This is a genomic window from Bradyrhizobium sp. UFLA06-06 (genome assembly GCF_054820065.1).
In genome coordinates this window covers 45,185-57,582 of sequence record NZ_JADFUD010000015.1, presented here as the reverse complement: position 1 = coordinate 57,582, position 12,398 = coordinate 45,185, and the positions used below count along the sequence as shown (strand labels likewise).

Here is a 12,398-nt window from a genome sequence, read left to right as displayed (position 1 = left end):
TCCATGATCGGCACCTGGCTGCGCGTCACGCTTTTTCTGATTGGCTCGGCTGTCGCCTCGGTGACGGCACAGGCCGAGACCATCGTGCTCCGCGGCGGCACGCTCTACGCATCGGCCGATGCCGAAGCGCTGCCGGATGCGGTGATCGTGATGACCGACGGCGTCATCAGCGCGGTCGGCAAGTCCGGCGACATCCAGGCGCCGCCGGATGCCCGCGTGATCGATTGCAGCGGCAAGACCATCGTCGCCGGCTTCTGGAACAGTCATGTCCATTTCACGCAGAATGTCTGGCGCAACGCCGGCGCAGCGCCGGCCGCGGCGCTGACGCAGCACATGCAGGAGATGCTGACGCGCTGGGGTTTTACGACGGTCTGGGATCTTGGCTCCGATCCGAGGGACACGTTGCCGCTGCGCAAGCGCATCGTCGCGCGCGAAGTCGCCGGCCCCAACATCCTGTTTGCCGGCAACATCTTCCCGAAGGGCGGTCACCCCGTCTACATCCCGCGTGAGGTGCAGCTTCCGGAAGTCGCAACGCCCGAGGAGGCCACAAAATGGGCGCGCGACTGGCTGGCGATGGGTGAGGACGGCATCAAGCTGTTCACCGGCGCCTTCATGGGCGACAAGCCCGTCGTCAACATGGACCCTGCAATCGCCAAAGCGGCTGTCGACGTCGCGCATACGCAGGGCAGGCCGGTGTTCGCACACCCGCAGAACAAGGTCGGCGTCGAGACGGTGATCGAGTCCGGCGTCGACGTGCTGGCGCACACCACACCCGGCGAACCCAGCTACACCGGGGATCAGCTGGCGCGGTTCAAGGCGCAGGGGACTGCGCTCGTTCCCACACTGTCGCTGTTCACCACGGTGGTGCTCGATCCGAACGTCACCAACCGTCTGGTGGCTTCGACCGTCAACCAGCTCAAGCAGTTTTCGGAGAATGGCGGCACGGTGCTGTTCGGCACCGATGTCGGCTTCACCACGCTGTACGACACCACGCAGGAATTTCAGCTGATGCACCGCGTGTTGTCGGAGCGGCAGGTGCTGGCCTCGCTGACGACCAATCCGGCGCGGTTCTTCAAGGCCGCGAAGAAGGGACGGGTGGAGCAGGGCTTCGACGCCGATCTCGTGGTGCTCGACGGCGATCCGCTCGGCGACGTCGGCAATCTCGCGAAAGTGAGCACCACCATCCGTGCCGGTCACGTGATCTACCAGAAGCCGTAACGAGGGCGGGGGAACTCGCATATCAAGCGAAGCGTTGACGTGCGCCGCAATCACTTGAACCTGTGCCGGCGTGTCACGAGATATGGCTGATGACGCGATCCTTGATTGTTGCCTGCACCTTGCTCTGGGCCATCGGCGCGGCGAGCGCCGTTGCGCAAATCCCTCCGCCAGGCCGCTCGATGTGGGACCCGCCGGTGCCCCAGCCTCCGCCGCCGCCGCGGATCGAGGTGCCGGCGATCCCGAGGATGGATGCACCGACGCAGCCGAGCCTGCGTTCGCGGCCGCGCAGCTCGTTCGGTGACCGCGTCAGCCGGTGCCTCGACGAGGCCGCCGCCGCCGGCCTGAACCAGGCCGAGCGCGCCGCTTATTCGCGATCCTGCGCCAACCACCGGGATTAGGGCAGGGCGTGGTCTGCTAGACAGGCCTTGTTGACGCACGGACGGAACTGTGGTCGCCGCCGGTGCGATCTCGAACGGACAAGCGGCATCGGCCGGCGGAGGCGCGGCGATCCGGTTCAAGGCCGTCCAACGTGCGAATCCGTTTGGCTATCCAAACGGACCGCTTTGGTTGCGTCTCATGATCTTGAGCGTGAGCAGGGCCGCCCCGAGCACAAGAAACAGGACACCGACGACAATTGTGCTTGTCGATTCGAATGTCACACCGACTGCTGTCAGCAAGCAGCCAACAACGATAGCGATGAGCCCACCCAGCTTCTTTACCAGCAGAAGCTGTCCGTCGCTTGCGCGCGCCACCATGATCAACCTCACTCTGCAAGTGATGCGGTCATTCAACCATCGCCGCGGGCCAGTGTTGCTTGGATCAAACAGCGGGCTCACATCCGCACACGATGATCGTACTCTCGCGGGCCCACGATGGAAATCGCTCGTTGCTGATGACTTCTCTTTTGATTCAATTGTGTCGCGGGCGATTGGACAATCTTGCTTACCTAGCCGCGCCGAAACGTCGCATGGATCAATCGAGTGTCGCATCGCGCAGCGGAGCTGCAATTCCGCGACATGCAATGCGTTGAGCGCATTTGTCGTAAAGTGGTCTGGACCAACGCAAGCATTGCAAAGGCTGTGGGAGCGGATCGTTGACTCCGTGGTTTTTTGGGCGCCTACTTCTGGTTGCCGACTAGAAGACCTGAAGCAATAAGGTCGAAATCCGGAAGGAGAGCCAATGTGGCCGCCTTCGATCGCGGAACAAGCGGAGCGGCCCTACATCTCGACTGGGCACTTGCCCAAGCCCGAGATGGTGCAGGAGCTCGTGTCTCAAGCGCATCTGCGCTTCAAGTCGAACAGCGAAGGGACCAATTCGCAGGTTTATCCGGCCCTGGCCAGGGTGCCGAGTGAACTGTTCGGCGTCTGCGTGGCCGGTACCAGCGGACGCGTCTACGGCGCCGGCGATATCGAATACGAATTCTCGATCATGAGTGTATCGAAGCCATTCGTGTTCGCATTGGTGTGCGAGGCCATCGGCCCCGAAGAGGCTCGTGCAAAACTGGGCGCGAATGCGACCGGGCTGCCGTTCAATTCGCTGGCGGCGATCGAGCATGGCGCCGGGCGCACCAACCCGATGGTGAACGCAGGCGCGATCGCGACCACAAGCCTCGTGCCGGGTTCGAGCGCGGACGAGCAGTGGCGGTTCATCCATGACGGTCTCTCGCGCTTCGCGGGCCGCAAGCTTGCGCTCAACGAGGAAGTCTACGCATCGGCATCCAAGACCAATTTTCGCAACCGAAGCATCGCGCGGCTGCTGGAGAGTTTCGACCGCATCTACTGCGACGCCAGGCAGGCGACCGATCTCTACACCCGGCAGTGTTCGCTGAATGTGAGCGCCAGGGATCTGGCCGTGATGGGTGCGACGCTGGCCGATGGTGGCGTGAATCCGGTGACCCGGCAGCGGGTGGTCGATGCGGCCGTGTGCCACTATGCATTGGCCGTCATGGTCACGGCCGGACTGTATGAGACGTCGGGCGACTGGCTGTACGACATCGGTCTGCCCGGCAAAAGCGGCATCGGCGGCGGCATCGTCGCGGTGTCTCCGGGAAAAGGTGGATTCGGCACTTTCGGGCCGCCACTGGATGCGGCCGGCAACAGCGTGCGAGGGCAGCTCGCCGCGAAGTTCTTGTCGCAAAGACTGGGCATGGATCTGTTCGTGTCCCAACCGGACGAGTGAAACCAGATGCTGTGAGGATCGGTGGAGCTGTCGCTCGATCGATCGCAACACCGGGCAGGTTGGAGGACGCGATGGCAACACAAGCGATCTCGATCGGCGACATTCAACAGGAAGAGCGCGCATCATGGGTGCCCATGATCGCGATTGCGGTCGGCCAGATGATCATGTCGTTCAACGTCGCGTCGTTGCCGGTCGCGATGGGGGGAATGGTGGCCAGCTTCGGCGTGCCGCCGACCACCGTCGCGACCGGAATCGTGGCCTACTCGATGCTTGTCGCCGGGTTCGTGATGCTTGGCGCGAAGCTCGCCCAAAGGTTCGGGGCGGTGCAGGTATTTCGCGGTGCCGTCGTGCTTTTCCTGATAGCGCAGATCGCGATGACGTTCAGCCCCACGGCCTCCGTTATGATTTCCGCTCAGGCGCTTTGCGGCGCTGCGGGCGCGGTGATCGTGCCCTCGCTCGTCGCGCTGATTGCCGAGAATTATGCCGGACGCCAGCAGGCGACCGCCCTTGGTGCGCTGGGCTCGGCAAGGGCTGCCGCCGGCGTGCTGGCATTTGTCGTCGGTGGGCTGCTCGGCACCTATATCGGCTGGCGGCCGGCGTTTGCAATTCTCATCGTTGCCTCGGCGATCGCGTTCGCTCTGAGTTTCCGCCTGCGGCCGGACCGCGGTCGCGCGGATGTCCAAATCGATCTGATCGGCGTCGCCCTGGCAGCGAGCGCAATCATTTTCATCAGCTTCGGATTCAATAATCTGAACGGTTGGGGGGTGATCCTTGCGACCCCCAACGCGCCGTTTGACTTGCTGGGCGTCTCGCCGGCGCCGATCCTGATCGTGCTCGGCATCGTGCTCGGGCAGGCATTCCTGATGTGGACGCATCGGCAGCAGGCCGCGGGGAAGACGCCCCTGCTGGCGTTGGAGGTGCTCGACTCGCCGGAGGAGAGGTGTGCGGTCTACGCGCTATTCGCGGTCGTGGCGCTCGAGGCCGCGCTGAACTTCACGGTGCCGCTCTACATCCAGATCGTGCAGGGACGTTCGCCAATTGCGACGGCGATCGCGATGATGCCGTTCAATCTGACCGTCTTTCTCTCGGCGATGCTGATCGTCAATCTCTACGACAAACTGACGCCCCGCCAGATCGGACGCTTTGGCTTCGGCCTCTGCACCGTTGCGTTGCTGTGGCTCGCCTTCGTCGTGCGCAACGATTGGAGCGAGATTCCCGTTCTCCTTGGCCTCGTGCTGTTCGGCATTGGCCAGGGCTCGCTGGTGACACTACTGTTCAACGTTCTGGTCACGGCTTCGCCCAAGGCGTTGGCGGGGGATGTCGGGTCTTTGCGCGGAACCACGCAGAATCTGGCGGCTGCCGTTGGCACCGCGGTGGCCGGAGCTCTGTTGGTCGGTCTTTTGAGCACGATCGCGCTCGGCAGGATCGCGGCCAGTCCGGTGCTTACCAAGGAGCTTCAGAGCCAGGTTGACCTCGGCAACATCACCTTCGTCAGCAATGACCGGCTGCGCAGTGTGCTCGAAGGTACGAGCGGTACGCCGCAGCAGGTCGAGGAAGCCGTCCGGGTCAACACCGAAGCGCGCCTGCGCGCTTTGAAGATCGGATTGTTGATCATGGCCGGCCTCGCTCTGCTTGCGGTCATTCCGGCGGGACGGCTGCCGAATTACCGGCCGGGCGAAATACCGGACGACGGAGCGACCGGCGAGCGCGAGCGATCGGCCTGATCGGGAGGTTGGCCGCCGCTGGGTAAGAAGCTCTCTGCAACAACAACGAGGTGCTGGATATGGATGAACTCGACCGTCGCATCGTGCTCCGGAGAATGCTCGGCGGCGTCGCAGCCGTTGGTCTCGGAACCGGATTGCTGACGCAGGCGGCCAAGGCGCTGCCACTAGCTCCCGAAGATGCCCTCGTGGTGAAGACGGATGATCCGGAGCGGCCGCTTCATATGGTCGTCGCCCGACCACCACCGCGCCCGCGTCCTCCGCCACCGCGCCGCCGCTGGCATCGCCGGCGCCGCTGGACCTGTTGGTGGCACAGAGGTCGCCGCCGCTGCGGATGGCGCTGGTGACGGCAGGCACAAGCTTCGGCAGCTTGAGTGGCCCGGTTGCGCGGCCTGCAATGCGCGACCGTGCCATGGCTGCCTGGGATCAAGGAGGACGACATGGCTACCTATGAGAACAGTTCCACGATGCTCCGCGGCCTGCCTGGCCCGCCTTTATGGGTCTGCGTTCTGCTGGGCCTCGTCCTGATCGCCGCCGGCCTTCTGGTCCTGGGAGATGTCGTGCTTTTCACCGTGATCAGCGCCATCTTTATCGGCTGGACCGCCATCGTTGCCGGCGGGTTCGAAATCCTGCACGCCTTCTGGACCAAGGGCTGGGGTGGATTCGTATGGCAGCTTCTGCTCGGGGTGCTCTACCTTGCCTGCGGAATCGTCCTGCTCAGCCAGCCGGTGGCGAGTGCGCTGCTCCTGACCTATGCCCTCGGTCTCATGCTTTTGGTCTCCGGGATTGTGCGCATGTTGGTCGGCATCGGCCATTGGCAGCAGTCCGGCTGGATCATGCTGGCGTCCGGGCTGTTTGGCATCCTGGCCGGCCTCATCATTCTGACCGGATTTCCGGCCACCGGGCTGTGGGTGCTCGGGCTGCTGCTGGGCATCGATCTGTTGTCCCATGGCATCGGATGGCTGAGCTACGCTTTGCAGCCTGCCGCCAGAGCGGCTCAATAGGCCGTCGATCCTCCAGGGAGCAGCGGAACTCTCACCAATTGCTGTAATCAAGTCGGTCCCTCGCGCACAGCGAGATCAATGACGGTCTCGCGCGATGCGCCATCGGCGGAGAGTGGACATGTCGGGTTTGAGGAAGAGCGTCAGGGTTTCGGCGCTGGTTGCGTCGATTGCGATGAGCCTCGTCGCCTCGCGGCCGGCGCAGGCTCAGCAGGATGGTGGCGTGCTGTTCCAGAATGTGCGCATTTTCGATGGCAAGAATGGCGCGCTGTCCGGGCCGTCCAATGTGTTGATCCGGAACAACAAGATCGAGAAGATTTCGACTGCGGCGATCACGGCCGACGCTCAGGTGATCGCCGGCGATGGACGGGTGCTGATGCCCGGGCTGATCGACGCGCATTGGCATGCGTTGTTGGTACGCCCGACTCCGGCGGCCGTGATGGCCAGCGACGTCGGCTACACCAACCTTCTTGCGGCCGCCGAGGCAACGGCGACGCTCATGCGAGGCTTCACCACCATTCGCGACATGGGCGGGCCGGCCTTTTCCCTCAAGCGGGCGATCGACGAGGGTCTCGTCGCCGGTCCTCGCATCTACCCATCCGGTGCCATCATCACCATCACCGGCGGCCATGGCGACTTCCGGCAGCTGTCCGATCTGCCCAGAACGATCGGCGGCATGCTCAGCCGCATGGAGAGGATAGGTGGCGCCATGATCGCGGACAGCCCGGATGAAGTCCGCGTGCGGGCGCGCGAGCAGCTCATGCAGGGAGCGACGCAGGTCAAGCTCACGGCGGGCGGTGGGGTGGCGTCGCCGTTCAGTCCGATCGATGTGTCCACGTTTACTGAACCGGAGTTGCGTGCCGCGGTAGAGGCTGCCGAGAACTGGGGTACCTATGTCGCGGTACACGCCTATACCTCGGTCGCGATCCAGCGATCGATCGCAGCGGGGGTCAAGTGCATCGAGCATGGTCATTTGATGGACGACGCGTCGGCCCGCCTGATGGCCGAGAAGGGAATTTGGCTGAGCACCCAGCCGTTCCTCGATCTGTCGGGCGCCAGTGCCCTTGGACCTGCGGAGCAGGAGAAGATGCGGCAGGTCGTTGCCGGCACCGACCGGGTCTACGGCTTTGCCAAGAAGTACAAGTTGAAGACGGCTTTCGGTACCGACGTCTTGTTCTCGCAGGCGCTCGCTGACCGGCAAGGCGCCATGCTGACAGCCCTCACGCGATGGTACACGCCCGCTGAGGCGCTCATCATGGCGACATCGACGAATGCCGAATTGCTCGCGCTGTCCGGGCTTCGAAATCCATATTCGGGCAAGCTGGGCGTGGTAGAGGAAGGTGCGCTCGCCGACCTTCTGCTGGTCGAAGGCAATCCGATCGACAACATCAAGCTGATCGAAGATCCGGCAAAGAACTTCCTGGTCATCATGAAGGATGGAAAGGTCTACAAGAATCTTCTTGGTGGTGACCGGAACAAGTAGACGGACATGATGACAAGGCCGGCCCGGCGGCAGCTTCAGAGCGTCAGCTTGTAGCCGATATGGCTGCCGACGAATCCCGACCGTTCATAGAAGCGATGCGCGTCGGGGCGCGCCTTGTCGGTGGTAAGCTGCACGAGATTGCAGCCTCTCGCCCTGCATTGCTCGATCGCCCATTCGAACATCTGCTGGCCAACGCCTGAGCCCCGGTGCGTCTCGGCGATTCTGACCGCCTCGATCTGCCCGCGCCAGGCGCCCATGCGCGCCAATCCGGGAATGAAGGTCAGTTGAAGCGTGCCGATCACGGCGTCGTTCAAGGTCGCGACGGCTTGCAACTGGTTGGGATCGGCAAGGATAGCCTGGAAGGCTTCGACATATTTCTGGTTCGGCGGGAAGCTCGCGTCCTCGCGCTGCTGGCCCAGGATGTCGTTGGCCAGTAGGGCAACGATCGCTGGAAGGTCGGCCAGTTCGGCGCGGCGGAAGGCGACGTCCGTCATTGAGCAATCTCCACAAAGGCGAGGTCGTGGCGCGATATGCGTTCTTCATCCGCAAGGCGCACAAGTGCAAGGACGGTCTTCTAGCGCTTGAATTGCGTCAGAAACATCCGCAGGGAATCGTGCGGGCTCTCGACGTCGGAAATCACCCAGCCGTCGGGCCCGTTGACGACGATGAAATTGAGCGTGACCGCGCGGCCCTCATTATCGAACGAGACGGTCAGGTCGGTCCGGTCGAACTGCCGGCGCAGGATGGCGATCGAGATCGGGCCGAGCCTCCAGCTCGGGCTCTGCACCAGGAAATCGTACGGCGCGTCGTGCGGGGCGGACCAGGCCGCGCGCAGGGACGAATCGAAGAATTGCCGGGCAGCGTCCTCGTCGCGCGGGAGTCCATTGGAAAACGCAGGACTGCCCTTGCCATAGTAGGCGTAGACGTTGCGGATCAGCGATTCCGGTGTGCGGAACCCGGCGTCGGCGGTGGCGGCGCCCAGGGCGGCCGCAACGAGCGAGAAACCCGCGAGGATCTTGACGCGTCCCATCAGCTTTATTTGCCGTTGCCCCTGACATATCTTGCAGGGAAATCCTTCCGAACGAAAGCCGGCCGGCGCGATGCGCGAACTTTTCGACGATGTCCCAGAACAATCTCCATTCGATCCGCAGGAGGCGGTGCGGCGCCACATTCGCACGCCCCAGCGCAAGCGGTTCTACACCAGCGCCGGCGTCGCCGAGGCCGACGGCGGATTTTCGATCACCCTCGACGGCAAGCCGATCCGCTCGCCGTCCGGCAAGCCGATCGCGGTGCCGACGCGGGCCATTGCGGACGCGGTGGCGGCGGAATGGAATGCGCAGGGCGAGACCATCGATCCCATGACCATGCCGCTGACGCGCCTTGCCAACAGCGTGATCGAGGGGGTGATCGATCGCGTTGACGAGGTGGCCGACGATGCGGCCAAGTTCCTCGGCAGCGACCTCTTGTTCTATCGCGCCGGGCATCCCGAAACGCTGGTGGCGCGCGAGGCCCGGCATTGGGATCCGATCCTGTTCTGGGCCGCTGACGCGCTCGGCGCCCATTTCGTGATGGCCGAGGGGGTCATGCATGTCGGCCAGCCCGAGCCTGCGATCAAGGCGGCGCGGGCGGCGTTCCCGACCGACCCATGGTCGGTCGCGGCGCTCCATGTGGTGACGACGCTGACCGGCTCGGTGCTGCTCGCGCTGGCGCTGGCGCACGGTGTCCGCGACGAGGACCAGGTCTGGGCCGCCGCCCATGTCGACGAGGACTGGAACATCGAGAAATGGGGCGTCGACGAGGAGGTCGCTGCCCGCCGCGCCGCCCGCCAGCTCGATTTCAAGGCCGCCGCGGGCGTGCTCAGGGAGCTCAAGCCGGCTGCCGGTTAACGAGGGGTTTACGGCGCCGGGCTAGCCTGCGGCGCGTTCCTCGCCCTTGGCCGAGACCTCCGACATGGCAATCGCCATCAATCCCGTGCTGCCGGTGCTCGCCTCGAAGGAGGCGGACGGCGTTGCGCCGGACCTCACGCTCGAGGCCGGCAGCGTCGTCAATGCGCAGGTGCTGAAGGTGCTGTCCGCCGATCTGGTGCGAATCGCGATCGCGAGCCTGTCGATCGACGTCCAGACCGAGGTGCCGCTGCAGCAGGGCCAGAACCTGCGGCTCGCGGTGTCGCAGACCAATGACGGCATCCGCCTGCAGCTGGTCGGGCAGGGTCCGGACACCGGCGACGCGGTACGGCTGTCGCACGCAGCGGCCAACACCACCGACGCCGCTCAGCCGATCGCCACGGCACCGAAGGCTGTGCTGACGCCGCTGGAGCGCGTCACCATCACCGCGACCGCACAGCATGCGGCGGCGGTGCAGGGCAGCCAGGCGCCGCTGTTTGCCAATCTCGCCGCGGTCGCCGCGGCCAATCTGCCGCCGAAGTTGCAGGCTGCGATCGCGCAGGTGCTGGCGCAGCAGACCGGGCTCGACGAGAATTTGAGCGGCGATGCGGTCAAGACCGGCTTGCAGAAATCCGGCCTGCTGTTCGAGGCGACGCTGGCCGCGGGCGTTGCGCCCGCGAGCGGCAGCGTGCCCGATCTGAAGGCCGCGCTGATCGTGCTGCGCCAGGCGCTGACCTCGCTCGGTCCCGGTGAAACCGCGAAGCCTGTGTCCACGCTGGTCCAGCAACCGGCGCTTGCCAATGTCGGCACGACGCCGAGCTTGGTGCCATCCGGCGCGCCAGACCTCGACGTTCAGGAGATCCTGCTGCCCCAGGCCCGCCTGCCGGTCGCCGAGGATGTCAGCCGCGGCACCGCAGGGCTCGCCGGAGCACTCGCGGATGCGCTCGATGCCGGCCCGTCCGCGGGCGGCGCGCTCAATCTCATTCAGGAAGCGCTGCACGAACTCGGCAATCCGGCACGGCAGGGCGCCGCGCCGAGGGAGATGCTGCCGGGCGAGGTGCCCGTACGCGGCAACACGCCGCCGCCGCCGTTTCACGGCGCGCTGCCGTCGGCCCAGGCCGTCGCGGAGCCGTCGATTGCCGCTGGCACGCCGCTCACGACCGCCGCGCACCGCCTGCTGGAAAACACCGACGCCGCGCTGGCGCGGCAGACGCTGCTGCAGGTTGCCTCGCTGCCGGACCGCGGCGACGCTGCGCGCCCGCAGCTCGACGCCATGCTGCCGCGCTGGAATTTCGAGATCCCGTTCCTGACCCAGCAGGGCACGGCGATGGCGCAGTTCGAGATTTCCCGCGATGGCGGCGGCCATGAGGTCGAGGCGGCCAAGCGGTTGTGGCGCGCGCGCTTCACGCTCGATGTCGAGCCGGCTGGCCCGGTGCACGCGCTGGTCTCGCTGAACGGCGAGCGCACCTCGGTGCGGATGTGGGCCGAGCGGCCCTCGACCGCCGCGCAATTGCGCGCCGGCGCGTCCGAGCTGAGCCAGGCGCTGACCAGGGCCGAGCTCACGCCCGGCGACATCGAGATCCGCGACGGCAGCCCGCCGCAACCCGCGCCCGCGCGCGCCGGCCATTTCCTGGACCGCGCATCATGAGCGAGGCCAACAACCAGCTCGCGGTCGCGCTGCATTACGACCACGCCGGCGCACCGCGCGTGGTGGCAAAAGGCAAGGGCGCAATCGGCGCCAAGATCATCGAGGTCGCCAAGGCCAACGACATCCCGATCGAGGAGAACGAGGTCTTGGCCGGCGCGCTCTCCAATGTCGAGCTCGGCGACGAGATCCCGGCCGAGCTCTACAAGGCCGTCGCCGAGGTGCTGGTGTTCGTGCTGCGGATGTCGGGCCGGGCGCGCTAGCGGGCGCGTCTTCGAGCGAAGTGGACACCGGTTCGCGTGAAGAAAACGCGACAAACAAGTGAGTCTTATTGCCATCCTTTCACCACGATGGCATCAGCATCGTCGTCAATCCGAACCTGCCCAGGACTTGTCGTGATCCATCGCCGCCATGCGCTCGGTCTGCTTGCTGCCGCTACGATCCTGCCGTCGCGCAGCTTCGCCAACGTATCCTACCAGCGCAGCGAGTTTCGCGAGGAGCTGCAAAAGCGGTTCTTCGATCTCGGCACCGAGGGTACCTTCGTCGGCTACAAGGTGGACGATTATCTGATCATCGCCAGCGACAAGGTCCGCTCGGGCGAGGGCAAATTGCCGGCCTCGACCTTCAAGATCCCGAACGCGCTGATCGCGCTCGAGACCGGCGTGGTGCAGGACCCCGACAAGGACGTCTTCAAGTGGGACGGCACAACCCGCAGCATCGAGGCCTGGAACAAGGATCACACGCTGCGTTCCGCGCTCGCGGTGTCGGCATTCCCGGTGTTCCAGGAGATCGCCCGCCGCATCGGCGAGGAGCGGATGAAGAAATATCTCGAGATCATCGACTACGGCAACCGCGACATCGGCGGCGGCATCGACCAGTTCTGGGTGACCGGCAATTTGCGGATCGATCCGGTGCAGCAGATCGATTTCCTCGACCGGCTGCGCCGCGGCGTGCTGCCGGTCGGCAAGCACAGCCAGCAGCTGGTGTGCGACATCCTCCCCGTCACGAAAGTCGGCGAGACCGTCATCCGCGCCAAGACCGGCCTCACCGACAAGGAGCACGGCTCGCTCGGCTGGCTGGTCGGCTGGGCCGAGAAGGGCACCGACATCACCGTGTTCGCGATGAACATGGACTGCAAGACGCAGGCGCAGATCGATGCGCGGATGAGCGTCACGCAGCAATGCCTCACCGATATCGTCGCGCTGTGATGACCTGATCTGCGTGTTCATCGCTGGCTGGCGCTACGTAGCTCGACTAGCATCCTCCGAT

At 64.9% G+C, this 12,398-nt stretch carries 13 protein-coding genes; 10 read left to right on the top strand and 3 right to left on the bottom strand.

Features of this window, described 5'->3' with window-relative positions:
* Positions 1-3: 3 nt before the first annotated feature.
* Together IF803_RS15425 and IF803_RS15420 are read left to right on the top strand one after the other, a co-directional pair.
* On the top strand, positions 4-1,218 hold the full coding sequence (locus IF803_RS15425; RefSeq protein WP_461192683.1) for an amidohydrolase family protein: 1,215 nt from the start codon (positions 4-6) through the stop codon (positions 1,216-1,218).
* An 89-nt stretch (positions 1,219-1,307) separates the two neighbouring features.
* Positions 1,308-1,616 (top strand): hypothetical protein, encoded by a 309-nt coding sequence (locus IF803_RS15420; protein WP_028339290.1) that lies wholly within the window; start codon positions 1,308-1,310, stop codon positions 1,614-1,616.
* A gap of 147 nt (positions 1,617-1,763) precedes the next feature.
* Here the strand turns inward: IF803_RS15420 and IF803_RS15415 are convergent, their stop codons facing one another.
* On the bottom strand, positions 1,764-1,973 hold the full coding sequence (locus IF803_RS15415; RefSeq protein ID WP_028339289.1) for a hypothetical protein: 210 nt from the start codon (positions 1,971-1,973) through the stop codon (positions 1,764-1,766).
* A 424-nt stretch (positions 1,974-2,397) separates the two neighbouring features.
* Between IF803_RS15415 and glsA the strand changes: the two genes are divergently transcribed.
* From glsA to IF803_RS15395, 4 genes are all read left to right on the top strand, one after another.
* A complete protein-coding gene (gene glsA / locus IF803_RS15410; protein ID WP_461192682.1) occupies positions 2,398-3,396 on the top strand; it encodes a glutaminase A in 999 nt (332 codons plus the stop codon).
* Between the two features lie 71 nt (positions 3,397-3,467).
* Positions 3,468-5,120, top strand: a complete 1,653-nt coding sequence (locus tag IF803_RS15405; RefSeq protein ID WP_028339287.1) for an MFS transporter — start codon at positions 3,468-3,470, stop codon at positions 5,118-5,120.
* Positions 5,121-5,557: 437 nt separating this feature from the next.
* Entirely contained in the window at positions 5,558-6,121 is a 564-nt protein-coding gene (locus tag IF803_RS15400; RefSeq protein ID WP_304495790.1) for an HdeD family acid-resistance protein, read from the top strand.
* Positions 6,122-6,293: 172 nt separating this feature from the next.
* Entirely contained in the window at positions 6,294-7,601 is a 1,308-nt protein-coding gene (locus tag IF803_RS15395; protein WP_461192727.1) for a metal-dependent hydrolase family protein, read from the top strand.
* Positions 7,602-7,636: 35 nt separating this feature from the next.
* Here the strand turns inward: IF803_RS15395 and IF803_RS15390 are convergent, their stop codons facing one another.
* Positions 7,637-8,095 carry a GNAT family N-acetyltransferase gene (locus tag IF803_RS15390; protein WP_461192681.1) on the bottom strand — a complete coding sequence of 153 codons (459 nt, stop codon included), beginning with the start codon at positions 8,093-8,095 and terminating at the stop codon, positions 7,637-7,639.
* Between the two features lie 80 nt (positions 8,096-8,175).
* Entirely contained in the window at positions 8,176-8,631 is a 456-nt protein-coding gene (locus IF803_RS15385; protein ID WP_028339283.1) for a hypothetical protein, read from the bottom strand.
* Positions 8,632-8,701: 70 nt separating this feature from the next.
* Here IF803_RS15385 and IF803_RS15380 point away from each other — a divergent pair, with 70 nt between their 5' ends.
* From IF803_RS15380 to blaOXA, 4 genes are all read left to right on the top strand, one after another.
* The gene (locus tag IF803_RS15380) at positions 8,702-9,487 is read left to right on the top strand and encodes an ATP12 family chaperone protein (RefSeq protein ID WP_461192680.1); all 786 of its coding nucleotides are present in this window, start codon (positions 8,702-8,704) and stop codon (positions 9,485-9,487) included.
* Between the two features lie 64 nt (positions 9,488-9,551).
* Positions 9,552-11,132 carry a flagellar hook-length control protein FliK gene (gene fliK / locus IF803_RS15375; RefSeq protein WP_461192679.1) on the top strand — a complete coding sequence of 527 codons (1,581 nt, stop codon included), beginning with the start codon at positions 9,552-9,554 and terminating at the stop codon, positions 11,130-11,132.
* Positions 11,129-11,392, top strand: coding sequence for an EscU/YscU/HrcU family type III secretion system export apparatus switch protein (locus IF803_RS15370; protein WP_028335488.1), 264 nt, complete (start codon positions 11,129-11,131; stop codon positions 11,390-11,392). The genes fliK and IF803_RS15370 overlap by 4 nt, the downstream gene beginning before the upstream one ends.
* Positions 11,393-11,524: 132 nt before the next feature.
* A complete protein-coding gene (blaOXA, locus tag IF803_RS15365) occupies positions 11,525-12,337 on the top strand; it encodes a class D beta-lactamase (protein ID WP_038388517.1) in 813 nt (270 codons plus the stop codon).
* Positions 12,338-12,398 lie beyond the last annotated feature (61 nt).